General features: G+C 42.6%; 28 protein-coding genes. 17 read left to right on the top strand and 11 right to left on the bottom strand.

What is annotated here, in order from left to right; translation table 11 throughout:
- The first annotated feature begins 75 nt into the window (after positions 1–75).
- The 12 genes from ACLNCS_RS06390 (at position 76) to ACLNCS_RS06335 (ending at position 8,136) form a co-directional block, all read left to right on the top strand.
- Positions 76–579 (top strand): phosphatase PAP2 family protein, encoded by a 504-nt coding sequence (locus ACLNCS_RS06390; protein WP_414262595.1) that lies wholly within the window; start codon positions 76–78, stop codon positions 577–579.
- A 118-nt stretch (positions 580–697) separates the two neighbouring features.
- Positions 698–1,144, top strand: coding sequence for a LytTR family DNA-binding domain-containing protein (locus ACLNCS_RS06385; RefSeq protein WP_004250544.1), 447 nt, complete (start codon positions 698–700; stop codon positions 1,142–1,144).
- A 4-nt stretch (positions 1,145–1,148) separates the two neighbouring features.
- Positions 1,149–1,823, top strand: coding sequence for a LiaF transmembrane domain-containing protein (locus ACLNCS_RS06380; RefSeq protein WP_036758119.1), 675 nt, complete (start codon positions 1,149–1,151; stop codon positions 1,821–1,823).
- Positions 1,824–1,929: 106 nt separating this feature from the next.
- Positions 1,930–2,118 (top strand): 50S ribosomal protein L28, encoded by a 189-nt coding sequence (gene rpmB / locus ACLNCS_RS06375; RefSeq protein ID WP_001140948.1) that lies wholly within the window; start codon positions 1,930–1,932, stop codon positions 2,116–2,118.
- 153 nt (positions 2,119–2,271) lie between these two features.
- Positions 2,272–2,637, top strand: coding sequence for an Asp23/Gls24 family envelope stress response protein (locus ACLNCS_RS06370; RefSeq protein WP_000216443.1), 366 nt, complete (start codon positions 2,272–2,274; stop codon positions 2,635–2,637).
- A gap of 2 nt (positions 2,638–2,639) precedes the next feature.
- Positions 2,640–4,304 (top strand): DAK2 domain-containing protein, encoded by a 1,665-nt coding sequence (locus ACLNCS_RS06365; RefSeq protein WP_225749942.1) that lies wholly within the window; start codon positions 2,640–2,642, stop codon positions 4,302–4,304.
- A 142-nt stretch (positions 4,305–4,446) separates the two neighbouring features.
- Positions 4,447–4,638, top strand: coding sequence for a hypothetical protein (locus ACLNCS_RS06360; RefSeq protein WP_006152799.1), 192 nt, complete (start codon positions 4,447–4,449; stop codon positions 4,636–4,638).
- On the top strand, positions 4,635–4,829 hold the full coding sequence (locus ACLNCS_RS06355; RefSeq protein WP_006154913.1) for a hypothetical protein: 195 nt from the start codon (positions 4,635–4,637) through the stop codon (positions 4,827–4,829). Before ACLNCS_RS06360 ends, ACLNCS_RS06355 begins: the two co-directional genes overlap by 4 nt.
- Positions 4,816–5,700 (top strand): ABC transporter ATP-binding protein, encoded by an 885-nt coding sequence (locus ACLNCS_RS06350; RefSeq protein ID WP_371500246.1) that lies wholly within the window; start codon positions 4,816–4,818, stop codon positions 5,698–5,700. The genes ACLNCS_RS06355 and ACLNCS_RS06350 overlap by 14 nt, the downstream gene beginning before the upstream one ends.
- 1 nt (position 5,701) lies before the next feature.
- Positions 5,702–6,439 carry an ABC transporter permease gene (locus tag ACLNCS_RS06345; RefSeq protein ID WP_371500248.1) on the top strand — a complete coding sequence of 246 codons (738 nt, stop codon included), beginning with the start codon at positions 5,702–5,704 and terminating at the stop codon, positions 6,437–6,439.
- Positions 6,439–7,536: a sensor histidine kinase gene (locus tag ACLNCS_RS06340; RefSeq protein ID WP_371500250.1), complete on the top strand. Its 1,098-nt coding sequence runs from the start codon at positions 6,439–6,441 to the stop codon at positions 7,534–7,536. Before ACLNCS_RS06345 ends, ACLNCS_RS06340 begins: the two co-directional genes overlap by 1 nt.
- Positions 7,537–8,136, top strand: a complete 600-nt coding sequence (locus ACLNCS_RS06335) for a response regulator transcription factor (RefSeq protein WP_247913141.1) — start codon at positions 7,537–7,539, stop codon at positions 8,134–8,136.
- Between the two features lie 51 nt (positions 8,137–8,187).
- Here the strand turns inward: ACLNCS_RS06335 and ACLNCS_RS06330 are convergent, their stop codons facing one another.
- The 4 genes from ACLNCS_RS06330 to ACLNCS_RS06315 form a co-directional block, all read right to left on the bottom strand.
- A complete protein-coding gene (locus ACLNCS_RS06330; RefSeq protein ID WP_424847834.1) occupies positions 8,188–10,839 on the bottom strand; it encodes a valine--tRNA ligase in 2,652 nt (883 codons plus the stop codon).
- Positions 10,832–11,410 (bottom strand): AAA family ATPase, encoded by a 579-nt coding sequence (locus ACLNCS_RS06325; RefSeq protein ID WP_424847832.1) that lies wholly within the window; start codon positions 11,408–11,410, stop codon positions 10,832–10,834. The genes ACLNCS_RS06330 and ACLNCS_RS06325 overlap by 8 nt, the downstream gene beginning before the upstream one ends.
- Positions 11,410–11,970, bottom strand: a complete 561-nt coding sequence (locus ACLNCS_RS06320; protein ID WP_424847830.1) for a GNAT family N-acetyltransferase — start codon at positions 11,968–11,970, stop codon at positions 11,410–11,412. Before ACLNCS_RS06320 ends, ACLNCS_RS06325 begins: the two co-directional genes overlap by 1 nt.
- A 362-nt stretch (positions 11,971–12,332) precedes the next feature.
- Positions 12,333–12,728, bottom strand: coding sequence for a helix-hairpin-helix domain-containing protein (locus ACLNCS_RS06315; RefSeq protein ID WP_424847829.1), 396 nt, complete (start codon positions 12,726–12,728; stop codon positions 12,333–12,335).
- Positions 12,729–12,941: 213 nt separating this feature from the next.
- On the opposite strand from ACLNCS_RS06315, the gene ACLNCS_RS06310 reads away from it, so the two are divergent.
- The 5 genes from ACLNCS_RS06310 to ACLNCS_RS06290 all read left to right on the top strand — a co-directional run bounded on the left by ACLNCS_RS06310 (position 12,942) and on the right by ACLNCS_RS06290 (position 19,144).
- Positions 12,942–13,694, top strand: a complete 753-nt coding sequence (locus tag ACLNCS_RS06310; protein ID WP_424847828.1) for an isoprenyl transferase — start codon at positions 12,942–12,944, stop codon at positions 13,692–13,694.
- 8 nt (positions 13,695–13,702) lie between these two features.
- Positions 13,703–14,506: a phosphatidate cytidylyltransferase gene (locus ACLNCS_RS06305; protein ID WP_424847827.1), complete on the top strand. Its 804-nt coding sequence runs from the start codon at positions 13,703–13,705 to the stop codon at positions 14,504–14,506.
- Positions 14,507–14,527: 21 nt separating this feature from the next.
- The gene (gene rseP / locus ACLNCS_RS06300) at positions 14,528–15,784 is read left to right on the top strand and encodes an RIP metalloprotease RseP (protein WP_371500264.1); all 1,257 of its coding nucleotides are present in this window, start codon (positions 14,528–14,530) and stop codon (positions 15,782–15,784) included.
- Between the two features lie 16 nt (positions 15,785–15,800).
- Positions 15,801–17,654 carry a proline--tRNA ligase gene (locus tag ACLNCS_RS06295; protein ID WP_414271901.1) on the top strand — a complete coding sequence of 618 codons (1,854 nt, stop codon included), beginning with the start codon at positions 15,801–15,803 and terminating at the stop codon, positions 17,652–17,654.
- Between the two features lie 110 nt (positions 17,655–17,764).
- Positions 17,765–19,144: a glycoside hydrolase family 1 protein gene (locus tag ACLNCS_RS06290; RefSeq protein ID WP_424847826.1), complete on the top strand. Its 1,380-nt coding sequence runs from the start codon at positions 17,765–17,767 to the stop codon at positions 19,142–19,144.
- Between the two features lie 73 nt (positions 19,145–19,217).
- Here ACLNCS_RS06290 and ACLNCS_RS06285 read toward each other — a convergent pair whose 3' ends face one another.
- From ACLNCS_RS06285 to galU, 7 genes are all read right to left on the bottom strand, one after another.
- Positions 19,218–19,892 (bottom strand): rhomboid family intramembrane serine protease, encoded by a 675-nt coding sequence (locus ACLNCS_RS06285; RefSeq protein WP_371620884.1) that lies wholly within the window; start codon positions 19,890–19,892, stop codon positions 19,218–19,220.
- Entirely contained in the window at positions 19,876–20,415 is a 540-nt protein-coding gene (locus ACLNCS_RS06280; RefSeq protein WP_049496943.1) for a 5-formyltetrahydrofolate cyclo-ligase, read from the bottom strand. Before ACLNCS_RS06280 ends, ACLNCS_RS06285 begins: the two co-directional genes overlap by 17 nt.
- Positions 20,416–20,418: 3 nt before the next feature.
- Positions 20,419–21,549 carry an N-acetyldiaminopimelate deacetylase gene (locus ACLNCS_RS06275; RefSeq protein WP_049496947.1) on the bottom strand — a complete coding sequence of 377 codons (1,131 nt, stop codon included), beginning with the start codon at positions 21,547–21,549 and terminating at the stop codon, positions 20,419–20,421.
- A 60-nt stretch (positions 21,550–21,609) separates the two neighbouring features.
- Complete coding sequence (dapD, locus tag ACLNCS_RS06270; RefSeq protein WP_424847824.1) at positions 21,610–22,308, bottom strand: 2,3,4,5-tetrahydropyridine-2,6-dicarboxylate N-acetyltransferase; 699 nt, start codon at positions 22,306–22,308, stop codon at positions 21,610–21,612.
- Positions 22,309–22,371: 63 nt separating this feature from the next.
- A complete protein-coding gene (locus tag ACLNCS_RS06265) occupies positions 22,372–23,304 on the bottom strand; it encodes a DMT family transporter (RefSeq protein ID WP_070678476.1) in 933 nt (310 codons plus the stop codon).
- Between the two features lie 9 nt (positions 23,305–23,313).
- On the bottom strand, positions 23,314–25,857 hold the full coding sequence (gene pbp1b, locus ACLNCS_RS06260; protein ID WP_424847821.1) for a penicillin-binding protein PBP1B: 2,544 nt from the start codon (positions 25,855–25,857) through the stop codon (positions 23,314–23,316).
- Between the two features lie 127 nt (positions 25,858–25,984).
- On the bottom strand, positions 25,985–26,881 hold the full coding sequence (gene galU / locus ACLNCS_RS06255) for a UTP--glucose-1-phosphate uridylyltransferase GalU (RefSeq protein WP_254731318.1): 897 nt from the start codon (positions 26,879–26,881) through the stop codon (positions 25,985–25,987).
- Positions 26,882–26,885 lie beyond the last annotated feature (4 nt).

The following is a 26,885-nucleotide window of genomic DNA, read 5'->3' as shown; positions in this document are numbered from 1 at the left end:
TACTAGAATAGGAGATGCTTGCAGACTTGTTCTGTCAGGCTTCTTGTGTAAAATCTAGAAACAACGAGAAAACAGATGAAAAACTATCAAGAGTGGTACGATAAGAGGAAATCAAGTCTTCTTCGACACCCACAATTATTGCAATTGATGCGAGTCTTTAATCGCATGATGACAGTTCTGATGCCCTTGGCCTACTTGAGCTTATTGGGAACAGTCCTTATAAGCAAGGGCTTGGGACAAGACCTTTACGCTTATATTTTAGTTCCAGCTTTAGGATTTCTCCTATTGACGCTTGTACGTAAGTGGATCAATCAACCGCGTCCCTATGAAACTTGGGAAATTGTCCCACTACTAGATAAGGACAGCTCTGGGAATTCAATGCCTAGTCGCCACGTCTTTTCGGCAACCATCATTTCCATGGCTTGCTTGCATGCAAATCTGCCTGTGGGGTTGGTTTTGTTGGTCTTATCAGTTCTTCTCGGTCTTGTGCGGGTCTTAGGAGGCGTTCATTATCCCAAGGATGTTTTAGTTGGCTACGCCTGTGGTCTCCTCTTGGGAATTCTTTTCTTTATTTTGTAAGAAGCAAAGCAAGTGGGCTTGGCCTCGTAACCACTTACGGGTTAAAAGTGACCACTTGCTTTTTTGCCCTTGTAAAGTCTTCTGGCCTTTGGTATAGTAGATGCAGAAAGGAGATAGGATGAAGTTACGAATCGAGATTGATAGTGAATTAACTGAGACAGAGATTGTCATCAAGGCTGCAGCCCTGACAGATGAGATAGCTGACTTGCAACGACTCTTGCAAGAAACCAAGGCTCCTAGGTTGATCTTTTACAAGGGGACGGGTGAGTACTACTTAGACTTGGCAGAAATCCTCTTCTTTGAGACGGAAGGTAGCAAGATTTACGCCCATACCCAGAAAGAGGCCTACGAGGTTCGGCTCAAGCTTTATGAGTTGGAGTCTATCCTGCCACGTTATTTCAGTCGGGTATCCAAGTCGACCATTGCCAATATCCGGCAAGTTTACTCGGTTGACAAGTCCTTCTCAGGGACAGGCACTATTTCCTTTTATCAAACCCACAAGGAGGTTCACGTGTCACGGCACTACCAATCCCTCCTAAAAGAAAATCTAAGAAACATGAGGTAAGAATATGAAAAAGAAAGCATTTGGTATTGTGTTGCTAGTATTGGCAGCTTTAGTATTATTACAGGGGAATTTTGGAATTCCTTCATTTGGAGGGCAGATTTGGCCCTTGATTGGTATTGGATTTTTTGCCTATCAATCAGTTGAGGCAATCCTTCGTCGTCATTTCACTTCAGCCTCTTTTACAGCCCTAGTGGCCCTCATGATTGCGAATCATTTTTATGACATTTTACCGATTCCCAATCAATCATTGTTCTGGGCGGGAGTGCTAATCGTTCTCGGAGTTGGCATGTTGACTAATTCGAACAAAACATGGAACGAGAAAAAATGGTGGTATGACGCTGAAAAGACCATTCTAACAGAAAAGGAAGTTTCCTTTGGTAGTGGAACTTTTTACAAACAGGACCAAGACTTGGTAGAAGACCAGTTTGAAGTTAGCTGTGGAAATGCCAAGATTTATTATGACAATGCAGAGATGTTAGGCGATAGTGCAACCTTGAAGGTAGAAGTCAGTTTAGGGAATGCAGTTATCTATGTGCCCCAACACTGGAGAGTGGACCTGAAGGTGGAGACTTCTTGTGGAGTAGCTAAGGCAGATGCTCCTGTAGCCCCAACCAGCAAAACCTTGATTATCCGTGGAGAGGTAGCTTTTGGTAAATTAGAAGTTGTCTACGTCAAATAAAAAAAGTCTTCCAATTCCCTTGCCAAAAATAAGAAAGTGTGATAACATAGTACGGTATGTGGTGCTAGCACATCCGCTATATTAGATCTAATAGGAGGAAAACACAATGGCTAAAGTATGTTACTTTACAGGTCGTAAGACTGTATCAGGAAACAACCGTTCACACGCGATGAACCAAACTAAACGTGCCGTAAAACCAAACCTTCAAAAAGTTACTGTTCTTATCGATGGTAAACCTAAAAAAGTTTGGGCTTCAGCTCGTGCTTTGAAATCAGGAAAAGTAGAACGCGTTTAATAAACATGAAAAGACCTACAGGGTCTTTTTTGTTTTGCTCGAAAGCTGAAATCATTTGAAAAATCAAGCAAATATCCGATGATACATCATTCTGCTTTTACAGTTGGGCTGAAATATGATAAAATAGAGTATCAACTATTTGAGGTAAAAAAAATGACTGTAAAAATTAATACAAAAGATGGTCAAGTCGAACTGACAGATGATGTAATCGCTACTGTCGTAGGTGGTGCAGCAACTGAAATTTTTGGTGTAGTCGGTATGGCTAGTAAAAATGCCCTCAAAGATAATTTCCAAGCCCTTCTTGGTAAGGAAAATTATTCAAAAGGTGTAGTCGTTAAAGCAGCTGAAGACGGTAGTATTGCAGTTGATGTATATACTGTATTGAGCTACGGTACAAAAATCAGTGAAGTTTCAAAAAACATCCAAGAACGAGTTCGCTTTAGCCTAGAGAACCAACTTGGGATCACTGCTCAAACTGTGAATGTCTACATTCAAAATATCAAAGTTGTAGGAGAATAATCGTGTCAAATATTACTACAAGCTTATTTCAAGAAATGGTACAGGCTGCTTCAACTCGTTTGAACAAGCAAGCCGAATATGTCAATTCATTGAACGTCTTCCCAGTTCCAGACGGAGATACAGGAACAAACATGGGAATGACGATCGAAAATGGTGCTAAAGAAGTAGCAGACAAACCAGCTTCAACTGTTGGTGAGGCTGCAAGTATCTTGGCTAAAGGTCTTTTGATGGGTGCGCGTGGGAACTCAGGAGTTATCACTTCTCAGCTTTTCCGCGGATTTTCACAAGCCATCAAGACAAAAGAAGAGCTAACAGGAAAAGACCTAGCTCTTGCCTTCCAATCAGGTGTTGAGGTTGCCTACAAGGCTGTTATGAAGCCTGTTGAAGGGACAATCTTGACAGTATCACGTGGTGCTGCCATCGGTGCTAAGAAAAAAGCAGAGCAGACAGATGACGCAGTTGAGGTTATGCGTGCAGCCTTGGAAGGAGCTAAAGCAGCCCTTGCTAAAACTCCAGAAATGCTTCCAGTATTGAAGGAAGTTGGAGTTGTGGACTCAGGTGGTCAAGGTTTGGTCTTCATCTACGAAGGATTCCTTTCAGCTCTTACTGGTGAATACAGTGCGTCTGAAGACTTTGTAGCGACTCCAGCCAATATGGGTGAGATGATCAATGCAGAACACCACAAATCTGTAGCTGGACATGTGGCAACAGAAGACATTACCTTTGGTTACTGTACTGAAATCATGGTTGCTCTTAAACAAGGTCCAACTTATGCTAAAGAGTTTGACTACGAAGAATTCCGTAACTACTTGAACGAACTTGGGGATTCTCTACTTGTTGTTAATGATGACGAAATCGTTAAAGTTCACGTCCATACAGAAGATCCAGGACTTGTTATGCAAGAAGGTCTCAAATATGGTAGCTTGGTCAAGGTTAAAGTCGATAACATGCGTAACCAACACGAAGCTCAAGTGGAAAAAGAAGCTCAAGTCAGCAAGCCAGCTGAAGAAAAAGAATATGCCCTTATCGCAGTAGTAGCTGGACAAGGATTGGCAGACATCTTCCGTGCTCAAGGTGTGGACTATGTCATCGAGGGTGGACAAACCATGAACCCTTCGACAGAAGACTTTGTCAAGGCTGTTGAGAAAGTTAATGCTCGTAACATCATCTTCTTGCCAAACAACAAAAACATCTTCATGGCAGCTCAATCTGCAGCTGAAGTATTGGAACAACCAGCTGTTGTAGTAGAAGCGCGTACAATTCCTCAAGGATTGACTAGCCTTCTAGCATTTGACCCAAGCAAGTCTATCGAAGAAAACCAAGAACGCATGACTGCAGCCCTTGGCGATGTTGTCAGCGGTAGTGTAACAACAGCCGTTCGTGACACGACTATTGATGGTCTAGAAATTCATGAAAATGACAATCTTGGTATGGTGGATGGTAAGATTCTCGTATCAAATCCTGATATGCACCAAACCTTGACTGAAACCTTGAAACACATGTTGGATGAAGACAGTGAAATCGTAACTTTCTATGTTGGCGAAGACGGAAGCGAAGAATTGGCAAATGAAATTGCTCAAGAAATCGCAGAAGAATTCGAAGATGTCGAAGTAGAAATTCACCAAGGTCAACAACCGGTTTATCCATATCTTTTCAGTGTGGAATAAAGAATGAAATAAATAGAAAAAGAAAGTTGAGAAATCAACTTTCTTTTTTTGTGACATTTGTCATATCTCCTTATGACAGAAGCTTCTAGTGGCACATGCTTCAAAGAATTATACTAGATATATCAAATGGAGGAAGAACAAAATGAAACATAAAGTAATTGTCGCAATGAGTTTAGTAGCAGCAGGAGTCATGACTTATCTCATGTTTTCAGGATTGGATGAAGGCTTTTATCATTTTCCTTGGGAGTTATTTGCAAGCTTTGGAATCATGTCTTGGTTGATTCGAGAAGGTTTGAAATTGGTCTCAGATGTGAAAAAGGAGTTTGAAAAATGAAAAAAGCGATTCTCTATCTTTTTATTGGACTATCACTAGTGGTATGGTTGGTCGAAATGTTTACAGGTTGGTTTGATCAAGCCTTCCTTCACCAAGCTATTCGTGGTGCCTGGGGATTAGGATTTATGATTTTTATCGCCTTTCCGATGGGAAAGGAGTGGCTGAAAGGAGAATATCATGAACATGATTAAGGTAGAAAGCCTAAATAAAAACATCAAGGGAAAGGCTATTTTGAAGGATATTTCCTTTGAGGTAGCTGAAGGTGAATGCGTCGCTTTGATTGGTCCCAATGGTGCTGGGAAGACCACACTGCTGGACTGTTTGCTTGGAGATAAACTGGTTACAAGCGGTCAAGTATCCATTCAAGGGTTGCCAGTGACGAGTTCCAAGTTAGACTACACTAGATCCTATCTCCCTCAAGAAAATGTCATTGTTCAAAAACTAAAGGTTAAAGAGTTGATTGCTTTCTTTCAAAGCATTTACCCAAATCCCTTGAGCAACCAAGAAATCGATCAACTATTGCAGTTTGACAAGCAACAAAAAGAACAATTGGCAGAAAAATTGTCAGGTGGGCAAAAGCGTCTCTTCTCTTTTGTCTTGACCTTGATTGGGCGACCAAAGCTTGTCTTTTTAGATGAACCAACTGCTGCCATGGATACTTCAACCCGTCAACGTTTTTGGGAAATTGTCCAGGATCTAAAAGCGCAGGGAGTTACCATTCTCTATTCGTCCCATTATATCGAAGAGGTAGAACATACAGCGGACCGAATCTTGGTCTTGAATAAGGGAGAGTTGATTCGCGATACAACACCTCTAGCCATGCGCAGTGAGGAGATTGAAAAGCACTTTATCCTACCTCTGGCTTATAAGGAAGTCGTTGAACAGTCAAACTTGGTTGAAAACTGGTCACAAAAACAAGATGCTCTACAAGTAGTCACACGCGAAGCAGATGCTTTCTGGGAACTGTTAGTGCAAGCAGGATGTAGGATTCAAGAAATTGAAGTCAATAATCGTAGCTTGTTGGATACAATCTTTGAAGAAACACAAAAAGGAGATGACTAAGATGAAACGATGGATCGCACTAAATAAGATAGAATTTCTATTGACCAAACGACAATTAGTCTATTATCTGTTATCCGTAGGGATGCCGACAGCCTTCTATTTATTCTTTTCAGGTATGTACCAGGACACACCTGGTGGACCAGATAATTTTATGCGTGATTACCTCATCTCCATGACAGCCTTTTCCATGATGTCGACAGCTATGTTTTCATTTCCAGCTGTCTTACATACCGACAAGATCAACAACTGGCAGAAAACATTACGCCATACTCCAGTAAATATGGTAGAATATTATCTATCAAAGATAACAAGTATGATGGTTGATTATCTGGTTTCAATCCTGGTTGTTTTCTCAGTTGGGCACTTGGCCAGAGGTGTGGATATGCCTTTAGGAAGCTGGATTGGGGCTGCGCTCTTGCTGATAGTAGGAAGTGTTGCCTTTGTAGCACTTGGCTTGACCCTGACACTCTTGCCTTCTAGTCAGCTGATGTCAGTCGTGGGGAATCTTCTCTATCTAGGCTTGGCTGTTTTAGGCGGACTCTGGATGCCTATCACTTTATTTCCAGACTGGATGCAAGCAATCGGTAAGTGCCTGCCAACCTACCAGTTGATGGAGTTGCTCAAGACCTTCTTAAACGAGGGTGGCATCAATTTATCAGCCACAGTTTATCTACTTGTTTTTTCAACAGTTTTGTTTGGTTTGACCATTTACCTTCAAGGTCATAAGGAGAATGCTTAATGCTTGTAAGACTGAAAAGCATAGATTATATGTATTGGGCCAGTTTGATTTTTATGGTTTTTCCCATCGTTCCTGTAGTGACTGGGGAGCTTCCTAGCTGGCATTTGTTGATTGATATTCTATTTGTCTTGGCTTACTTAGGTGTTTTAACCACCAAGAGTCAGCGTTTATCCTGGCTCTGTTGGGTTATCATGCTAGCCTATGTAGCTGGCTATACTGCCTTTGTTGGTGTAAATTATATCTGGTTCTTCTTTTTCCTTGCCAATCTCTTAATTTATCATTTCGGCGTACGTAGTTTTAATTCTTTACATGTCCGAACTTTTCTCCTTGCTCAAGTCCTTGTTGTGGGGCAACTTTTGATTTTTCAGGAAGTTGAAGTTGAGTTTCTAGTCTATCTACTTGGAATTCTCACTTTTATCGATTTAATGACTTTTGGCTTGGTTCGGATTCGTATTGTGGAGGATTTGAAAGAAGCTCAGGCCAAGCAAAATGCCCAGATAAATCTATTGCTTGCTGAAAATGAACGTAGTCGTATCGGTCAGGATTTGCATGATAGCTTGGGACATACCTTTGCTATGCTAAGTGTCAAGACAGATTTAGCCTTGCAGTTATTTCAGATGCAGGCTTATCCACAGGTGGAGAAGGAATTAAAAGAAATTCACCAGATCAGCAAGGATTCCATGAATGAAGTGCGAACCATTGTGGAAAATCTGAAATCACGGACCCTAGCTTCAGAGCTTGAGACTGTCAAAAAGATGCTAGAGATTGCTGGGATTGAAGTTCAGGTTGACAATCAGTTGGACAAGGCTAGTTTGACCCAAGATGTAGAGTCGACAGCTGCTATGATTTTGTTAGAACTGGCGACCAATATCATCAAGCATGCTAGCGCTGAAAAAGCCTATCTAAAACTGGAACGTACAGATCAGGAATTGCTCCTGACAGTTAGAGATGACGGGAAAGGATTTGCAACTGTAAAAGGGAATGAACTCCATACAGTCCGTGACCGTGCAGCAGCATTCTCAGGTCAAGTAGAGCTGGTCAGTTTGAAAGATCCCACAGAGGTGCGCGTGCATCTGCCTTATAAGGAGAGAAAGTAGATGAAAGTATTAGTCGCAGAAGATCAAAGTATGCTTAGAGATGCCATGTGCCAGCTCTTGAGTTTTCAACCAGATGTGGAGGCTGTCTTGCAGGCGAAAAATGGATCTGAAGCTATTGAGGTTTTAGGGAAAGAAGCAGTAGATATTGCCATCCTTGACGTCGAAATGCCAGTAAAGACGGGACTAGAAGCGCTCGAGTGGATCAAACAAGAAGTGCCTGAAACCAAGGTGGTTATCGTTACGACCTTTAAACGCCCAGGCTATTTTGAACGAGCGGTCAAAGCAGGAGTCGACGCCTATGTCTTGAAAGAGCGGAGCATCGCCGAGCTCATGCAAACCCTGCATACGGTGTTAGAGGGACGCAAGGAATATTCTCCAGAGCTCATGGAAGTCATGATGACCCATCCCAATCCCTTGACCGAGCAAGAAGTCGCTGTTTTGCATGGAGTAGCACAGGGGCTGTCCAACCAAGAAATTGCGGACAAGCTCTACCTCTCAAACGGAACCGTCCGTAATTACATGACCAATATCCTCTCCAAACTAGGCGCAAGCAACCGAACCGAAGCAGCTAAAACTGCCGAAGAAGAAGGTTGGTTGTGAGGGGAGAGAAAGAAAAAATCTCTTAGAAATGAATCTAAGAGATTTTTTTGTTTATTTCACCAACTTCTTCATCTCATCAATACGTGCTACGGTCGCATCGTATTTGGCTTGGTAGTCGGCTTGTTTGTCGCGTTCTTTTTGGACGACTTCTGGTTTGGCATTGGCTACGAAGCGTTCGTTAGAGAGCTTCTTACCGACCATATCCAGTTCTTTTTGCCATTTAGCCAGTTCCTTGTCGAGACGAGCCAACTCTTCTTCGACATTGAGGAGGTCTGCCAGCGGCAAGTAGATTTCTGCTCCTGTGATAACACTTGACATAGCGAGTTCAGGTGCAGGGATGTTTGATGCGATTTCCAAGTGCTCTGGATTTGTGAAACGTTTGATGTAGTTGACATTGCTGTTAAAGAAGGCTTCCAAGTCGCTATCGCTTGTCTTAACAAGGATGGTGATCGGCTTGCTTGGAGCAACGTTTACTTCCGCACGCGCATTACGAACAGCACGGATCAAGTCCTTGAGACTTTCCACACCAGTGTGGGCAGCGAGGTCTTCAAAGGCTGGGTTGACAGTTGGGTATGCTGCTGTGACGATAGAGCCTTCTGAGATTTGCCCAAAGATTTCCTCGGTCACGAATGGCATGATTGGGTGAAGGAGACGAAGGATCTTGTCTAAAGTATAAAGGAGAACAGAACGTGTGATGATTTTCTCTTCTTCGTTGTCGCTATAAAGGACTTCCTTGGTCAACTCAACGTACCAGTCCGCAAACTCATCCCAGATGAAGTTGTAGAGGATATGACCAGCGACACCAAACTCAAACTTGTCAAAGTTTTCAGTGACTTTTCCTATGGTTTCATTGAGGTTGTGGAGAATCCAGCGGTCAGTGACATTTCCAGCTTCCTTGTTGACAACTTTTTCCACATTGGCAGTTGCTTGCTCAAGGGTCAAGCCTTCATTGTTCATGAGGATGTAGCGAGAGATGTTCCAGATCTTGTTAATGAAGTTCCATGAAGCATCCATTTTCTCGTAAGAGAAGCGGACGTCTTGACCTGGCGCAGAACCGTTTGAAAGGAACCAACGAAGGGCATCAGCACCGTATTTCTCGATAACATCCATCGGGTCAATCCCGTTACCGAGTGATTTAGACATCTTGCGTCCTTGCTCGTCACGGATAAGACCGTGGATAAGAACGTTTTGGAATGGCTGACGACCAGTGAATTCCAAAGATTGGAAGATCATACGAGATACCCAGAAGAAGATGATATCGTAACCTGTTACCAAGGTTGAAGTCGGGAAGTAACGTTTGAAGTCTTCAGAGTCGACATCCGGCCAGCCCATAGTTGAGAATGGCCAGAGGGCAGAACTGAACCAAGTATCCAAGACATCTTCGTCTTGTTTCCATCCGTCACCTTCTGGTGCTTCTTCGCCGACGTACATTTCACCCTCAGCATTGTACCAGGCAGGGATTTGGTGACCCCACCAAAGCTGACGAGAGATAACCCAGTCGTGGACATTTTCCATCCATTGAAGGAAAGTATCGTTGAAACGAGGTGGGTAGAATTCTACCTTGTCCTCTGTGTCTTGGTTTGCAATAGCATTTTTAGCTAATTGATCCATCTTGACGAACCATTGCGTAGACAAGCGTGGCTCAACTACAACACCTGTACGCTCTGAGTGACCAACGCTGTGGACACGTTTTTCGATTTTGACGAGGGCACCGATTTCTTCCAACTTGGCAACAACTGCCTTACGAGCTTCAAATCGGTCCATACCTGCAAATTCGAAGGCCAAGTCGTTCATAGTTCCGTCGTCGTTCATGACGTTAACTTGTGGCAAGTTATGGCGTTGACCAACCAAGAAGTCGTTTGGATCGTGGGCAGGTGTTATTTTCACGACACCAGTACCAAACTCAGGATCCGCGTGCTCATCTCCAACGATTGGGATGAGTTTATTAGCGATTGGAAGGACGACGTTTTTACCGATCAAGTCCTTGTAGCGTGGGTCTTCTGGATTGACTGCAACCGCAACGTCCCCAAACATTGTCTCAGGACGAGTTGTCGCAACCTCAAGGGCGCGTGAGCCATCTTCTAGCATGTAGTTCATGTGGTAGAAGGCACCTTCGACATCCTTGTGGATAACCTCGATATCGGAAAGAGCTGTACGAGCTGCTGGGTCCCAGTTGATGATAAACTCACCACGGTAGATCCAACCTTTCTTGTAAAGGTCCACAAAGACCTTGCGAACGGCTTTTGACAAACCTTCATCAAGCGTGAAACGCTCGCGAGAGTAGTCTACAGAGAGCCCCATTTTGCCCCATTGTTCCTTGATGGTAGTGGCATATTCGTCTTTCCATTCCCAAACCTTATCGAGGAATTTTTCACGACCGAGGTCATAACGCGTAATGCCCTCACCACGCAAGCGCTCCTCAACCTTAGCTTGAGTGGCAATACCAGCGTGGTCCATCCCTGGAAGCCAAAGCGTATCAAAACCTTGCATGCGTTTTTGACGGATGATGATATCTTGCAAAGTTGTATCCCAAGCGTGACCAAGGTGAAGTTTACCTGTCACGTTTGGTGGTGGAATCACGATTGAATAAGGCTTAGCCTTTTGATCGCCTGAAGGCTTGAAAACATCCGCATCAAGCCATTTTTGATAACGACCAGCCTCAACCTCGGCTGGATTGTATTTAGGTGAAAGTTCTTTAGACATGTGTGTGTCCTTTCTCTATTGTATTCATTTTATCTTGAATCTGCTTAGCAGCTTCTTCTGCAGACAGATTCGTATTATTTATTTTAAGGTAGTGGTGCAACTCATTCGGTTGATGTTGGGAATTTAATTGAAGTGTTTCAGCGGTCTCTAAAATTTCTCTTTCAGATATCTCAATATGCCGTTTCAAGGGCTTGTGCTTCAACCGGTTCTCCGTTCGATTTCGACGTAAACGCTCTTCAAGACTTGTTTCCAATTCAACAAACAGAATCTCTTGATGAAAGTTATCCAATAAATCCTGAATTTGCTTTAAATACATCAGCTGGTACTGATTTGAAAAATCAATTACGTCAGTTAAAATTACTGATCGCTGATTTCTTGCACTTGCTCCAAGGAAAGAAAAGGTGATTCCACGAACAAATTCCCACATTTCCTCTGTAAAGTCCTGATAGATTTCTAGTGCAAAATCGATGGCTTGATGGTTATAAAAGAGGGTAGCATCTGTCAGTCGAGATAACTCTTGACCAATCGTCATTTTCCCAGAAGCCGGAGCCCCAATGATGAAAAGATGCATCAAATTACCTCCCACTCACTCTTCAGCAATCCATATATGAGACTATCACAACGATTTCCTTGGGTATCTTTGCGGTCTCGGATACGAGCTTCGAGAGTGAAACCAAGCTTCTCAGCGACTCGTTGACTTTGAAGGTTGTAACCAAAGCAAGACAATTCTATCTTGTGTAGATTCAATTCTTTAAAAGCTAAATCAATCAAGGCACGGGCCGCTTCAGGAACATAGCCTCGTCCCCAATAATCGGGGTGCAAGGTATAGCCAATCTCCAGTACATCGTCTTCGTAGCGACGGGGAAAATCGACTGAGCCTATGATTTTATCGGTCCCTTTGACCACGATTCCATAGCCTGCTGGGAGATTGTCTTTTTGATTGCGCTCGGGAAGGATATGTTCTAGGTAATAAATCTCATCTTCCAAGGTCTTGACAGGTGGAAAACCTGCTGGGTAAGAGACTTCTAGACGACTAGCATAGTCAAAGATATCCTCAGCATCCGGCACGGTACGGACTCGTAAGACAAGTCGGTCCGTCTCTATTCGTTCTGGCAACTCTGCTCTTGTCATCTTCCTCCCTCGCTTTCTACAAAAAAATCGCCCCTGTCATCAATCTGACAGGGACGAATGTGTTTATCCGCGGTACCACCCAATTTCGGGCAGAGCCCGCAACTTTAATCTTCTTGTTTCACTTTTATGACGTCGTTAGCTCGGCTTGGCGTACTTTAGTACAACCTGCAACTCGCTGCCTAGTCCTAAAAAGAAACAAAAAGATTTATATTTCAATTTTTAATTTCAACTCACTAGCAACCAGTTTTGACACATTTGTGGACTTCTCAGCTCCGCCACTTTCTGTAAAATGTGGGACTCAAAACACCTCTAATGGCTTTATTTTAACAAGTTTTTGACGGAAATGCAAGGGACAAGAAAGATTACTTGAACTTGATGCCGTTTTCTTTTAATTTCTTAATAGTAGCTGGACCGATTCCTTTTAAGGCAAGGAGTTCTTTTTCTGTCCAGTTTTTGAAGTCAGCAGCAGACTTGATCCCTTCATCGTAGAAAGTTTTAGCACGGTCAAGTGGAAGTCCGCCTAGGTCAGCTGCGAAATCTTCAACAGAAGTTGTAAGCTTGTGGGCTTGCTCTTTAGTTGCTTCTACAGCTTTTTCTACTTGCTTAGAGACAGCTTTTCCTGCCTCACTTGCTGCTTTTTCAGCATGCTTCACAACTTTTTTTGTTTCTTCGACAACCTTGTTTACAGCATTTGAAAGTGCACCTGAACGACGAAGGTTGTTTCTTAATTGTTTTTTACGTTGTAGTTTTTTTGACATGATAAGATCCTTTCAATAAAAAACCCCTGTGATTGAACAAGGATAAATCTTTATGTTTTATTGTATCAACTTTCTTTGGGAAATGCAAGGCATGTTAGTTTAGAAAGATAGGAGTCCTATAGGGAATTCCGCCTTAGAATAAGAGAATATGATAGAAGAAAAGCGAAAAATATGGTATAATGAAACGATAGATTTTTGAATAGGAATACAATCATGTTTGGATTTTTAAAAAAAGATAAAGTAACAGAAACACCAGCAGTGGTGCCAGCACATATCGGAGTTATCATGGATGGTAATGGTCGTTGGGCTAAAAAACGGATGCAGCCACGTGTCTTTGGGCATAAGGCTGGGATGGATGCTTTGAGAACGGTAGCCATTGCTGCTAGTGATATGGGTGTCAAGGCTATGACTGTCTATGCCTTCTCTACTGAAAATTGGACACGTCCAGACCAGGAAGTCAAGTTTATTATGAACTTGCCTGTTGAATTTTATGATAAGTATGTCCCCGAATTGCACCAAAAGAACATGAAGATCCAAATGATTGGGGAAACTGATCGCTTGCCAAAACAAACTTTTGAATCTTTGAAAAAAGCGGAAGAGTTGACCAAGTTAAACACAGGTTTGATTCTTAATTTTGCCCTTAATTACGGTGGACGAGCTGAAATTACACAAGCAGTCAAGTTGATTGCACAGGATGTTTTGGATGCCAAGGTGAATCCAGGCGATATTACAGAAGAGTTGATTGGGGAATACCTCTTTACAGGGCATTTGCCTAAGGTCTTGCGTGATCCGGACTTAATCATTCGAACGAGTGGGGAGCTTCGCTTGAGCAATTTCTTGCCTTGGCAAGCAGCTTATAGTGAACTTTATTTCACAGATATTTTGTGGCCTGACTTTGATGAGGAAGCTTTGAAGGAGGCTATTGCAGAGTATAATCGCCGCAACCGTCGATTTGGAGGGGTTTAGGAAAAGTTATGAAAAAGGATTTATTAAAGAGAACCATATTTGCCGCTCTGGCATTAGCAATCTTTATCCCGCTCTTGGTGATTGGTGGGCTTTGGTTACAGATTGCTATGGGACTTCTAGCCATGCTAGGGGTTCATGAGTTGCTTCAGATGAAAGGGTTAAACACCATGACACCTGAGGGTTTGCTGACCTTGTTAGCGACTTTTGCACTGACAATCCCCCTAGAAAACTACTTGACATTTTTACCTGTAGATGGGAATGTTGTCGCATATGGTGTTGTGATTTTTATCATGTTAGGTTGCACTGTTTTTAGCAAGAATTACACCATTGAGGATGCTGTATACCCGATTGCCATGAGTTTCTATGTTGGTTTTGGCTTTAATGCTTTAGTGGATGCTCGAATCGCAGGTTTGGATAAAGCCCTCTTGGCCCTCTGTATCGTATGGGCAACTGATAGTGGTGCTTACTTGGTCGGAATGAATTTCGGTAAGAGAAGATTGGCTCCGAGAGTCTCTCCGAACAAATCTATCGAGGGAGCCTTTGGTGGAATTTTAGCTGCCATGCTTGTCACTCTTATCTTTATGTTAGTGGATAGTACGGTTGCTATTCCTTATGGCATTTACAAAATGATGCTCTTTGCTATTTTCTTTAGTATTGCAGGGCAATTGGGTGACTTGATTGAGAGTGCCATGAAACGCCATTTTGGAGTCAAGGATTCAGGCTTCTTTATCCCAGGCCATGGTGGAGTACTGGATCGCTTTGACTCTATGTTGGCTGTTTTCCCTATTATGCACCTCTTTGGCTTATTTTAAGGAAAGGTGAACAAATATTAAATGTTAGGATTATTAACCTTTATCCTTGTTTTTGGAATTATCGTGGTGGTTCACGAGTTCGGCCATTTCTACTTTGCTAAGAAGTCTGGAATTCTGGTTCGTGAATTTGCCATTGGTATGGGTCCGAAAATCTTTGCCCATATCGGGAAAGACGGGACTGCTTACACGATTCGTCTCCTACCGCTTGGTGGTTATGTCCGCATGGCAGGTTGGGGTGAGGATACCACAGAGATTAAGACAGGAACTCCTGTTAGTTTGACTTTAGCCGAAGATGGTAAGGTGAAGCGCATCAATCTTTCTGGTAAGAAGGTCGACCAAACGGCTCTTCCGATGCAGGTAACCCAGTTTGACTTTGAGGATAAACTCTTTATCACAGGTCTGGTTTTGGAAGAGGAAAAAACTTTCTCCGTAGACCATGATGCAACGATTGTAGAAGCTGATGGGACGGAAGTTCGTATCGCTCCGCTAGATGTTCAATATCAGAATGCAACTGTCTGGGGCAAGTTGATTACCAACTTTGCAGGTCCTATGAATAACTTTATTCTAGGAGTTATCGTTTTTTGGATTTTGATTTTCATGCAAGGTGGCGTTCGTGATACGCAAACGAATAACTTCAGTATTATTCCCAACAGTGCATTAGCTAAGGTCGGTGTTGAAAATACAGCACAAATCACTAAAGTCGGTTCACACGAAATTAGTAACTGGCAAGATTTGATTCAGGCAGTTGAGACAGAGACCAAAGACAAAACAGCACCTGTATTGGATGTAACAGTCTCTGAAAATGGAACTGAAAAACAAGTCAGTGTGACCCCTGAGGAAAACCAAGGTCGCTATATTCTAGGTGTTCAACCAAGACTCAAATCAGATATCTGGTCTATGTTTGTAGGTGGATTCACCTCTGCTGCTGATTCAGCCTTGCGCATTCTCAACGCCTTGAAGAGCTTGATTTTCCAGCCTGACTTGAATAAATTGGGTGGACCTGTTGCTATCTTTAAGGCAAGTAGTGATGCTGCTAAAAATGGTCTTGAGAATGTCTTGTTCTTCTTGGCTATGATTTCCATCAATATCGGGATTTTCAACTTGATTCCTATCCCGGCACTAGACGGTGGAAAAATCGTGCTCAACATCATCGAAGCCATTCGCCGTAAACCGCTGAAACAAGAAATTGAAACCTATGTGACTCTAGTTGGAGTTGTGATTATGGTTGTCTTGATGATCGCCGTGACTTGGAACGACATCATGCGTACCTTCTTTTAAGAATTAGAGGAAAAATATGAAACAAAGTAAAATGCTTATTCCAACGCTTCGCGAAATGCCAAGCGATGCTCAAGTTATCAGCCACGCCCTTATGTTGCGTGCTGGTTATGTTCGCCAAGTATCAGCAGGTGTTTATTCTTACCTACCACTTGCTAACCGTGTTATTGAAAAAGCCAAGAAGATTATGCGCCAAGAGTTTGACAAGATGGGTGCTGTTGAAATGTTGGCCCCAGCCCTTCTCAGTGCGGACCTTTGGCGTGAATCAGGACGTTATGAGACCTACGGTGAAGATTTGTATAAATTGAAAAATCGTGAGAAGTCAGACTTCATCTTGGGTCCAACTCACGAAGAAACTTTTACAGCTATTGTCCGCGATTCTGTTAAATCTTACAAGCAATTACCACTGAACTTGTACCAAATCCAGCCTAAGTACCGTGATGAAAAACGTCCACGTAATGGACTTCTCCGTACGCGTGAATTTATCATGAAAGATGGTTATAGCTTCCACGCTAATTATGATAGTTTAGATGTTACTTATGATGAGTACAAGGCAGCCTACGAACGTATTTTCACTCGTAGTGGCTTAGACTTTAAAGCAATCATCGGTGACGGTGGAGCCATGGGTGGTAAGGATAGCCAAGAGTTTATGGCCATTACACCTGCTCGTACAGACCTTGACCGCTGGGTCGTTTTGGATAAGTCTGTTGCATCATTTGACGAGATTCCTGTAGATGTACAGAAAGAAATCAAGGCAGAATTGCTCAAATGGATGGTTTCTGGTGAAGATACTATTGCCTACTCAAGTGAGTCAAGCTATGCAGCTAACTTGGAAATGGCAACAAACGCCTACAAACCAAGCAACCGTGTTGTGACTGAAGACCAAGTAGCACGTGTGGAAACACCAGGTGTCAAATCGATTGATGAAGTTGCTGCTTTCTTGAATGTCTCTGAAGAGCAAACAATCAAGACCTTGGTTTATATCGCAGACGAGGAGCCAGTTGTTGCCCTACTCGTTGGCAATGACCAACTCAATGAAGTCAAATTGAAAAACTACCTTGGTGCAGACTTCTTAGAACCTGCAACCGAAGCGGAAGTGAAAGAATTATTGGGAGCGGACTTTGGTTCACTTGGCCCAGTCAATCTTCCAGAAAATGTCAAGATTATCGCAGACCGCAAGGTGCAAGATAGTCGCAATGCTGTTGTAGGTGCTAACGAAGATGGTTACCACTTAACTGGTGTGAACCCTGGTCGTGACTTCACTGCTGAGTATGTTGATATCCGTGAAGTTCGTGAGGGTGAAATCTCTCCAGATGGACAAGGTGTGCTCAACTTTGCACGTGGTATCGAGATTGGTCACATTTTCAAACTTGGGACTCGCTACTCAGCAAGTATGGGGGCAGATGTCTTGGATGAAAATGGTCGTGCTGTGCCAATCATCATGGGTTGCTATGGTATCGGTGTCAGCCGTCTCCTTTCAGCAGTCATGGAACAACACGCTCGCCTCTTTGTTAACAAGACTCCAAAAGGTGAATACCGTTACGCTTGGGGAATCAATTTCCCTAAAGAATTGGCGCCATTTGATGTGCACTTGATTCCAGTTAATGTCAAGGATGAAGAAAGTCTTGCATTGACAAATCGTATCGAAGAAGCTTTGGTCAATAAAGGCTACGAAGTCTTGACAGATGACCGTAATGAACGTGTCGGTGTTAAATTCAGTGACAGCGACTTGATTGGTCTTCCAATCCGCATCACTGTTGGTAAGAAAGCAGCTGACGGGATTGTAGAAGTGAAGATTAAGGCAACGGGAGATACAATCGAAGTTCACGCTGATAACTTGCTTGAAACTCTTGAAATCTTAACAAATAAATAAAATCTATAATCAGAAGAAAAACAAGACAAAAATGTAACTAGTTTTTGCCTTGTTTTTTCTTTATAATGAGATAAAATAAACATAAAAAGAGTAAATAAAGAGGTAGAGCTATGCTAATATTTCCAAAGGATTTTGTCTGGGGTTCCTCAACTTCTGGGCCACAGACAGAAGGGCGAGTTCTTGGTGACGGAAAGGGAGATAATCTCTGGGATTATTGGTTTCAAGTGGAACCAAATCGCTACTACAATGGGATTGGACCAGACAAGACATCGACCTTCTATGAAAATTGGGAAAAAGATATCGAACTATTGTTAGAAACAGGTCATACAGCCTTTCGTACTTCCATCCAGTGGTCTCGTATTTTCCCACAGGGTCGTGGAGAAGTCAATCCTCAAGGTGTGGCTTTCTATCGTCATGTCTTTGAAGCTATTAAGGCCAAGGGAATCCGTCTCTTAGTCAATCTCTATCATTTTGATCTGCCTTTTGCCCTTCAAGAGGATGGCGATGGTTGGGAAAATAAGGCGACCATCAAGGCTTATGAAGACTATGCGCGTTTCTGTTTTGAAACTTATGGAGACTTGGTAGACCAATGGATTACCTTCAATGAGCCTATCGTTCCCGTTGAGTTTGGCTATTTCTATGATGCGCATTATCCACATAAGGTGGATGCCAAAGCTGCGGTTCAGGTAGCCTATAACACTCAACTGGCCAGCACTCTTGCAGTCAAGGCTTGTCATGAGGTTTTGCCTGATTCTAAGATTGGGATTGTCCTCAACTTGACACCAGCTTATCCACGTAGTCAGCATCCTGCGGATGTCAAAGCTGCACGCATTGCTGATCTATTCCAAGCTCAATCTTTCCTAGATCCATCTGTCTTGGGAACTTATCCAGAAGAATTGGTGGAAATTTTAGCTGAGCATAATTTGCTGCCAGATTATACAGCTGAGGAGTTGGAACTTATTCGTGAGAATACAGTAGATTTCCTTGGAGTTAACTACTACCAACCCTTGCGTGTCATGGCGCCACGTTTTGCTAAACATCCTGACAGTCCGCTCTTGCCAGAGCATTTCTATGAACCTTACGTCATGCCTGGTCGTAAGATTAATCCGCACCGTGGCTGGGAAATCTACGAGCAAGGGATTTACCATATCGCTCAAAACATCAAGGAAAACTATGGCAATATCGAGTGGATGTTGACCGAAAATGGGATGGGCGTTGAAGGTGAAGATAAATTCCGCGAAAATGGAGTGATTCAGGATGATTATCGTATTGACTTTGTCAAAGGTCACCTTCGTGAACTTCATCGTGCCATTGAAGACGGTGCTAACTGTAAAGGCTACTTGATTTGGACCTTTATCGACTGCTGGTCATGGCTCAACAGCTATAAAAACCGCTATGGTTTGGTCGAGCTTGACTTAGAAACGCAAGAACGCCGTCTGAAAAAATCAGGCCACTGGTTCAAAGAACTCAGTGACAATAATGGATTTTAAGCTACTTTTTATAAAGATCCAAAAAACCATTGAAACTTCTCAATTTGAGAACTTCCAATGGTTTTTCTTGTTCTTATAATAGTCCGATAAAAAGTAGTAGAGCTGATAAAGCAATAAAGGCTAGGGTTGCTAGACCACGTTGGCCTGGGCTGTAAATCTTTCGTTCTCCTCGAACTGGGAAGACGATAGCCAGTAATGCACCCCCGACAGCACCCCCGACATGTCCAGCAAGGCTGATTCCAGGGATTAAGACACTACCTACTAGGTTGATGACTAAGAGGGAGAGGTAGGATTGACCAAGTTGTTGGAGATAGGGATTGCGTGAAGCATATCGGAGAACAACAATTGAGGCAAACATACCGTAGAGGGCAGTTGAAGCACCTGCAGTAATAGCATTGGGACTAAAAACTAGGACAAAGAGATTTCCCATCATACCTGATAGAAGGTAGATAAAGAAAAACTGTTTGGAGCCAAAGATTTGCTCCATCTGACGTCCCAAAAAGTAGAGGGATAGCATATTGACTAAAAAGTGCTGCAAGCCAATGTGGACAAAGGTTGCGGAGAATAAGCGCCAGATTTGTTCAGGCATGGCCTTGATAGCAGGGGGATACACAGCTCCGAATTTATATAAGGTGGCTGCGCTGGTATAGTTGAAACCACTGGTTAGAAACATGAGTACAAAAACCAGGGTTGTCACGAGTAGAAAGAAGCTCGTGACAGGATAACGACGATCAAAAATTTCTTTCATAGATGAGTACCTCCTCAATAGGAATATCGTAGTGCTCAGGTTGAAAATTCTGAATCTGACATGGATAAATCGTACTAATAGTAGGACCTGGGAAATGCTCCAAGTAGCGGTCGTAGTAGCCACCACCGTAGCCAACCCGATATCTAGAAGGATTGAAGGCCAGACCAGGAACATGAATCAGGTCAATCTGAGAGGGTTCAAGGATTGTGAAGTTTCCTTGAGGTTCAAGAAGTCCAAAAGAGTTTCTTTCGAGTTTCTCTGGTTCATATAGAACAAAGTCCATTTTCCCATGCGGATAGGTTTTGGGAATGAGGAGTGTCTTCCCATCTTTTTGAGCTTGTTCAATGAGTCTAGCTGTCTGAAATTCATGAGGAAAAGACAGGTAAGTGGCGATGGTTTTTGCTTCCTTGTAGAAGGGATGTAGAAGTAGTTGCTCAGTCAACCAAGCGTCCATGACTTCCTTTTCTTCGGCTGATAGAGATTTGAGTTCTTGCAAGACCTGCTTGCGTAGGGCTTTTTTCATTGTTTACTCCGCAGCTTTCTTTGCTAAAAAGCTTGATACAGCCTCGACTCCAATTGCCAGAGCTTCTTCTTTAGGACTCATCTGTGGATGGTGAAGAGCATAGGGACTATCAATTCCAAGCCAGAACATAACACCAGGAACCTTGGAGAGAAGATAACCAAAGTCTTCTCCTGTCATGGCAGGTTCGATGTCGATTAGTTCAATTCCCTCTTTTTCATCAAAGAAGGTCATCAATTCCTGGGCTAATTCAGGGTTGTTTTCGACAGGTAGGTAACCTCCCTGCTTGAGTTCAACTTCCACATCCATATCAAAAGCAGCTGCGACACCTTCAGCGATGGCTTTGATACGTTTTTGAACCAAGAGGCTCATGCTATGTGTGAGAGCTCGAATCGTTCCATGCAAGAAAGCTGTATCAGCGATGACATTATTGGTTGTTCCAGCTTGAAAGACACCGAAAGTGACGACAGCTCCCTCGATAGGATCGACATTACGGCTGACAACCGACTGAACTTGAGTGACAAAATAGCTAGCTGCAACCAGAGCGTCGTTTGCTTGATGTGGAAAGGCAGCGTGACCACCTTTACCCTTGAAACGAATCTTGACTTCGCAAGTTCCTGCAAAGAGTGTATGAGTATTGGTCGCAATCTGTCCGACTTTTAGGTCTGGACGAACATGAAGCCCATAAAATTGATCAGGCAACCAGTCACCAAATGCTCCATCTTCATACATGAGCATACCACCTGCTTCGTTTTCCTCGGCAGGCTGGAAGAGAAAGAGGAGATTGTTTTTAGGTTGGTTTTCTAGAGCACGTTCGAGACTTCCTAGGGCAATGGTCATGTGAAAATCATGTCCACAAGCATGCATACGGTCTGGGTGCTGAGAGGCAAAGGCAAGACCTGTTTGTTCAACGATTGGGAGTCCGTCGATATCTGTCCGCCAACCGATGGTACGTTCTGGCTGACTTCCCTGTAAATACACTAAAATACCTGTTCGCCAAGTGAGAATTTGAACAAAATCTTTACCAACTGTTAATTTCTCAATGACACTGAGCAAATAAGCTTGAGTCTTGACTTCTTCTAAACCGATCTCAGGAATTTGGTGAAGATCGCGTCGAGTTTGAATCAAATCTAACATATCTAATTTCCTTCTATTGATACGATAAAGAGGCTGGAAAGTTTCCGCCTCTGTTACTATTTACAAGGTACGAAGCGCATCTTCTAGCGCTGTTTTTTGTTGGGTTTGGCTATCGATTTCTTTGATAACACGAGCCGGGACACCAGCAACCACAACATTTTCTGGAACATCTTGAGTGACGATGGCACCTGCTGCAACAACAGATCCGCTACCGATTTGAACACCTTCGATAACCACAGCGTTAGCACCGATGAGTACATTGTCACCGACACGGACAGGCTCTGCACTAGCTGGTTCGATAACACCTGCAAGAACAGCTCCCGCACCCACGTGACTATTTTTACCAACAATAGCACGTCCACCTAGAATAGCACCCATGTCAATCATAGTGCCAGCACCGATTTCAGCACCAATATTGATCACAGCTCCCATCATGATAACAGCGTTGTCGCCAATCTCAACCTGGTCACGGATGATAGTCCCTGGTTCGATACGAGCGTTGATAGCACGTTTATCTAGCAAAGGAACTGCAGAATTACGAGCATCTTGCTCAACAACATAGTCTTTATTTTCAGTCAGTCCTTCGAGAAGAGGAGCAATATCCTTCCAGTCTCCGAAAAGAACATTACCAAGCTTGGTAACAGAAGTAGGGATAGTTCCAGCAAGTTGTCCTTCAAAGGTTACTTTTACACTTGTCTTTTTTTCAGCATTGGCGATAAATTGGATAATTTCTTGTGCATTCATTTTTGTAGCAGTCATAGGGGTCTCCTCACTCTTTGTAATGCTTACTATTCTACCAAAAAAGGCTTCAAAATTGAAGCCTTAAGTGTTAAAAGAAGATTCTTTCAGTTTATCCTTTGATTCTTCGATGGATAAGAAGATCATGGGAATAATAATCAAAATCATAGCTAATAGCAGGTAGCCATCTAAGACCAGACCTAGAAATAGAACGCTTAGAATAGCAGAGGATAGCGGTTCACTTGCACTGACCACTGACACCACCAATGGGGATACGAGTGATACAGCCTTCATAGATAGGAAAAAGGCAAAAGCTGTTCCCAAAAAGGCAATGGTCAAACAAATCAAGATGCTCACCCAATCCAGCTGAAAACTAATTCTATAAACAGGATAGAGAAAATTACTAAAGAGTCCAGCCAGCATCATTCCCCAACCAACAGTGGGAACAAAACCATATTTTCGAGCAAATGGCTGGGGCAAAATGACATTAAACATGACGCCCAGCGCACTGAGAAGTCCAGTTAATAAAGCGATAGGAGTGATGGATAACTTAGAGAGATCGCCTTTGGTAGCCATCAAAAAGACCCCAAGCATGGCAGTTAAAACATAGAAGATTGCTTTTTTAGAAGCTTTTTTCTTGTAGATGATACGGTTGTATATGAGAATGAAGACAGGACTGATAAATTGTAGGATGGTTGCAGTTGTCGCATTAGAGTGTTCTACACAGAGATAGAAGAAATACTGAACAGAGAAGATTCCTAAGATGGCATAAGCCAGAAAAGGCAGGTAGTTTTTGCGCTTTCTCCATATATCGAATAGCTGTGAGCGGAACTTAAAGCTAGAAAAGATAAGTACGAAACCACCTGCAAGGCTTAGTCGCATGGAAGTAATCCAGCCAGATGATACTTGATAATGCGTAAAGAAGAATTCTCCTAAAATGCCACAAATACCCCATATTAATCCAGATAGGAGGGAGTAAATGGTTCCCTTAAAAATATTCTTTTGATACTGATTCATATAGAAAGGTTAGCGTTGGGATCTATTCGAAGAAGAGTTGTTGCTCTCACTGGTAGTATTATTGTTAGTATTACCATTATTATTGCTGTTGCTACTGTTATTACTTCGATTATTATTGTTGCTATTGTTATTGTTATCTTTGTCTTTTTTATCTTTGTCTTTGTTATCTTGTTTTATTAAATTTCCAACAATTGTATTCCAAGCATTTCGATAGTCAGCCTCACTACCACCAATTGCAAAGTGGAATGTCGTAGTTGGGGCACCAGCTTGGTTGGCCCAGTAACTTGTAACAGTCTCTCCGCCAATTTCGTAATCTTTTCCGTTGAGATTAACTCGTCCTGGCTTTTGACCAGTTGATTTAAGAACTTGAGAAGAAGTTACACTTGAATCAAGGCTGAAACGCTCAGTTCCCCAAGCAGAAGGAGAAGCTTGTTGAATAGCATTTACCAGATTAGCCATGTACTTAGCATTACGGAAGTATGCGCCGTTAGCTAGGGGACTATTATCATCGTGACCAACCCAGCCTCCAAGAGTCAATTTTGGAGTTGAAAGCATGAGCCACATATCACCTTCTTCGTTGGTTGTACCAGTTTTACCAATCCAATCAGCACCTGCTAACTTAGAATTGATGGAAGCAAGATCGCTTTGAAAGCTCGTGGTTACTCGTGATGAAAGTACGTCTCTCAATAGACTTTGCATAATGGTTGCAGTAGCTTTAGAGTAGACCTGAACAGGTTCGTCTTTATGCTCATATATGACCTCGCCATTGCTTTTTTCGATTTTCGAAATCATGTATTTTTTATGGTAAACTCCATTATTAGCAAGTGTCTGATATCCATTTGTATGTTGAGCTACAGTAACTTCGATTCCTCCGCCCATAGGAAGGCTTTCAATACCGTATTCTGGAATCTCATAGCCCATTTTTTCCATGTAAGAACGGACATCAACTCCTTTTTCACGGAGCATACGATAGGTCCAGTAGGCAGGGATGTTCCATGAATAATTGAGGGCTTCCTTAAGGTTTATCATAGCTGTTCCTGGACTGTTGACGTGCATGATAGGGGTTCCGTTAGCAAAGTTGGTAGGATAGTTTGATAGGATACTAGCACTTCCCATCAATCCTTGGTCAATAGCAATACCATAAGCTAATAGTGGCTTAGTAGTAGAGGCAGGAGAGCGTTTAGTATCAAAAGCATGATTATTTTGATTGTTTTGGTAATCTCGTCCTCCTACAAATCCTATGATGGCTCCTGTTTTATTATCCATTAAGACATTTCCGACTTCAGGTTGACCACTACTATCATTTAAAAGGTAGCCATAATTTGCCACAGCATCTTGCATGGCAGCGTGGATTGTTTTGTCGATTGTAGTAGTGATACGGTAACCACCATTTTGAATTTCTTTTTCAGCTAATTCACGATAGGATTTTTGGATAGACTCGTTTTTGAGTTCTTGGGCAGAGACGTTGTCTTTTTGTACCAAGTAGTCATACATGAGATTAGTTGCTTCATCGAGAGCAGTAAAGTAGAGATAGCCCCTAGAAGTTACGTCTACACTTTCAGCTGGTAAGAAATCTTGTTTGATGTCGTATGCTTTATAGGTTTCGTAGTCTTCCTGACTGAGGACCCCTGTTCTGTACATATTGTAAAGGACATCTTTTGAACGTTTGATACCTAGTTCCATATCCTCTTCGCTCTTCATTTCCCCAGTTGATTCATAAGGTGAGTAGGAGATAGGACTTTGTGGCAATCCTGCTATGAAGGCTGCTTGAGGAATCGTTAGCTGATTGGCGTCAACCCCGAAAATACCCTTGGCTGCTTGTTGAGCTCCTGCGATGTTTTGACCTTTATTATTACGACCAAATGGAGCAACGTTGAGATAAGTTGTCAAGATTTCGTCCTTACTCATTGCTCTCTCCAAGGCCAAGGCATCCACGATTTCAGTAGCTTTACGAGTTAGTGTAGGAGCATCCCCAACCACTTGTTGCTTGATGAGCTGCTGGGTTAGTGTAGAACCTCCACTAGAAGAACCAAGTCCGATAAAGTTTCCTAAACTAGCACGAATAACCGCTTTAGGAACGACTCCATTATGTTCGGCGAAATGTTCATCCTCGGTCGCAACGATAGCTTGCTTGAGATTTTCTGAAATAGCATCTGATGCGACAGATGTCCGAAGGAGGTCACTCTCGATAGCGCCAATCATGGAACCGTCAGCATAGCGAATTTCAGAGATGGATGAAATATCGTTCACTTGTTTGACTAAATCTTCTGTTTGAGGGACACTTACTTTATCAAACAGGGAAACTGCATAACCGAAAACAACTCCAGTACCTAAAAGTCCACCAAGAAAGGCGATAATGAATAGGGTATTAAAGGTTGCCTTAATTCCCAGTAAGATATTGGCAAAGATAGTCCAAATATTCGTTTTGGTTTGCTTTTTCTTTTTAGATTTTTTAGGACTACTTTTTCCTAAATGTATATTTTTTAACTTTGTTTTTAGGGACTGAAGGAAAGCCAGTCCTTTTTCTTTAAGTTCTAACAATTTATTCTTCATTTCTTTCCTCACTCTTATTTTATTATACCATAAAAGCAATGATTGCAAGAAATTAGTCATGGACGAGCTTTAGAGGGAGTTAGGCAACAAAAAAACCAGGTAAATTCAACCTGGTTTTAAGAGTTTGTTATTCACCTGAAAGTTCTTTTCCAAGATCAATTAAGTAGTCTTTCAAGTGGTCTTTAACTTGAGGATGTTTGAGGGCGTATTCGATGGAAGTCTTCATGAATCCAAACTTATCTCCAACGTCATAACGTGAACCTTTAAATTCACGGGCGAATACACGTTGAGTTTTGTTGAGGGTATCAATAGCGTCTGTTAGCTGGATTTCATTTCCGGCACCAGGTTTTTGATTTTCAAGAATACCGAAAATCTCTGGTGTGAGAAGGTAACGACCGATGATGGCTAAATCACTAGGAGCATCCTCAGGTGCTGGTTTTTCAACGAAGGTTTCAACACTGTAAAGTCCGTCTTTTCCTTCTCCTTGAGGAGCAATGACACCATAAGCAGAGACTTCTTCGTGTGGTACAGGCATTACAGCGATGGTAGAAGCGTGAGTCTCTTCGTAATCATTCATAAGTTGCTTGGTCAATGGGACAGCATTGTCATCAGTGATATCCATGAGGTCGTCTCCCAGCATCACCACAAAGGGTTCATTCCCGACGAATGCTTTAGCTTGTAAAACGGCATCTCCGAGTCCACGTGGGTGTGTTTGACGGATGAAGTGGAGGCGCATTCCAGTTGTTTCGTCAACTAATTTTAAGAGATCTGTTTTTCCTTTTTCCTTAAGGTTGTACTCTAGTTCAAAGTTTGAATCAAAATGGTCTTCGATAGAACGTTTTGACTTCCCTGTTACAACAAGAATATCCTCAATTCCAGACTTGAGAGCTTCTTCAACGATGAATTGAATAGTTGGCTTATCCACGATTGGCAACATTTCTTTGGCCAAGGCTTTGGTTGCCGGGAGGAAGCGAGTTCCAAGCCCCGCGGCAGGGATAACAGCTTTTCTAACTTTTTGCTTCATGAGC

Origin of the sequence: Streptococcus sp. CL9.43 (genome assembly GCF_049737935.1) — a bacterium.
In the GTDB taxonomy this organism is placed as follows: domain Bacteria; phylum Bacillota; class Bacilli; order Lactobacillales; family Streptococcaceae; genus Streptococcus; species Streptococcus infantis_I.
The sequence above is the reverse complement of the archived record's forward strand: the minus strand, read 5'-3'. Positions and strand labels throughout refer to the sequence as shown.

Excerpts from the sequence above, each read along its gene's own strand:
- ACLNCS_RS06390 (WP_414262595.1), top strand. The coding sequence starts at position 76 with ATGAAAAACTATCAAGAGTGGTACGATAAGAGGAAATCAAGTCTTCTT.
- ACLNCS_RS06385 (WP_004250544.1), top strand. The coding sequence starts at position 698 with ATGAAGTTACGAATCGAGATTGATAGTGAATTAACTGAGACAGAGATT.
- ACLNCS_RS06380 (WP_036758119.1), top strand. The coding sequence starts at position 1,149 with ATGAAAAAGAAAGCATTTGGTATTGTGTTGCTAGTATTGGCAGCTTTA.
- rpmB (WP_001140948.1), top strand. The coding sequence starts at position 1,930 with ATGGCTAAAGTATGTTACTTTACAGGTCGTAAGACTGTATCAGGAAAC.
- ACLNCS_RS06370 (WP_000216443.1), top strand. The coding sequence starts at position 2,272 with ATGACTGTAAAAATTAATACAAAAGATGGTCAAGTCGAACTGACAGAT.
- ACLNCS_RS06360 (WP_006152799.1), top strand. The coding sequence starts at position 4,447 with ATGAAACATAAAGTAATTGTCGCAATGAGTTTAGTAGCAGCAGGAGTC.
- ACLNCS_RS06355 (WP_006154913.1), top strand. The coding sequence starts at position 4,635 with ATGAAAAAAGCGATTCTCTATCTTTTTATTGGACTATCACTAGTGGTA.
- ACLNCS_RS06350 (WP_371500246.1), top strand. The coding sequence starts at position 4,816 with ATGAACATGATTAAGGTAGAAAGCCTAAATAAAAACATCAAGGGAAAG.
- ACLNCS_RS06345 (WP_371500248.1), top strand. The coding sequence starts at position 5,702 with ATGAAACGATGGATCGCACTAAATAAGATAGAATTTCTATTGACCAAA.
- ACLNCS_RS06340 (WP_371500250.1), top strand. The coding sequence starts at position 6,439 with ATGCTTGTAAGACTGAAAAGCATAGATTATATGTATTGGGCCAGTTTG.
- ACLNCS_RS06335 (WP_247913141.1), top strand. The coding sequence starts at position 7,537 with ATGAAAGTATTAGTCGCAGAAGATCAAAGTATGCTTAGAGATGCCATG.
- ACLNCS_RS06330 (WP_424847834.1), bottom strand. The coding sequence starts at position 10,839 with ATGTCTAAAGAACTTTCACCTAAATACAATCCAGCCGAGGTTGAGGCT.
- ACLNCS_RS06325 (WP_424847832.1), bottom strand. The coding sequence starts at position 11,410 with ATGCATCTTTTCATCATTGGGGCTCCGGCTTCTGGGAAAATGACGATT.
- ACLNCS_RS06320 (WP_424847830.1), bottom strand. The coding sequence starts at position 11,970 with ATGACAAGAGCAGAGTTGCCAGAACGAATAGAGACGGACCGACTTGTC.
- ACLNCS_RS06315 (WP_424847829.1), bottom strand. The coding sequence starts at position 12,728 with ATGTCAAAAAAACTACAACGTAAAAAACAATTAAGAAACAACCTTCGT.
- ACLNCS_RS06310 (WP_424847828.1), top strand. The coding sequence starts at position 12,942 with ATGTTTGGATTTTTAAAAAAAGATAAAGTAACAGAAACACCAGCAGTG.
- ACLNCS_RS06305 (WP_424847827.1), top strand. The coding sequence starts at position 13,703 with ATGAAAAAGGATTTATTAAAGAGAACCATATTTGCCGCTCTGGCATTA.
- rseP (WP_371500264.1), top strand. The coding sequence starts at position 14,528 with ATGTTAGGATTATTAACCTTTATCCTTGTTTTTGGAATTATCGTGGTG.
- ACLNCS_RS06295 (WP_414271901.1), top strand. The coding sequence starts at position 15,801 with ATGAAACAAAGTAAAATGCTTATTCCAACGCTTCGCGAAATGCCAAGC.
- ACLNCS_RS06290 (WP_424847826.1), top strand. The coding sequence starts at position 17,765 with ATGCTAATATTTCCAAAGGATTTTGTCTGGGGTTCCTCAACTTCTGGG.
- ACLNCS_RS06285 (WP_371620884.1), bottom strand. The coding sequence starts at position 19,892 with ATGAAAGAAATTTTTGATCGTCGTTATCCTGTCACGAGCTTCTTTCTA.
- ACLNCS_RS06280 (WP_049496943.1), bottom strand. The coding sequence starts at position 20,415 with ATGAAAAAAGCCCTACGCAAGCAGGTCTTGCAAGAACTCAAATCTCTA.
- ACLNCS_RS06275 (WP_049496947.1), bottom strand. The coding sequence starts at position 21,549 with ATGTTAGATTTGATTCAAACTCGACGCGATCTTCACCAAATTCCTGAG.
- dapD (WP_424847824.1), bottom strand. The coding sequence starts at position 22,308 with ATGACTGCTACAAAAATGAATGCACAAGAAATTATCCAATTTATCGCC.
- ACLNCS_RS06265 (WP_070678476.1), bottom strand. The coding sequence starts at position 23,304 with ATGAATCAGTATCAAAAGAATATTTTTAAGGGAACCATTTACTCCCTC.
- pbp1b (WP_424847821.1), bottom strand. The coding sequence starts at position 25,857 with ATGAAGAATAAATTGTTAGAACTTAAAGAAAAAGGACTGGCTTTCCTT.
- galU (WP_254731318.1), bottom strand. The coding sequence starts at position 26,881 with ATGAAGCAAAAAGTTAGAAAAGCTGTTATCCCTGCCGCGGGGCTTGGA.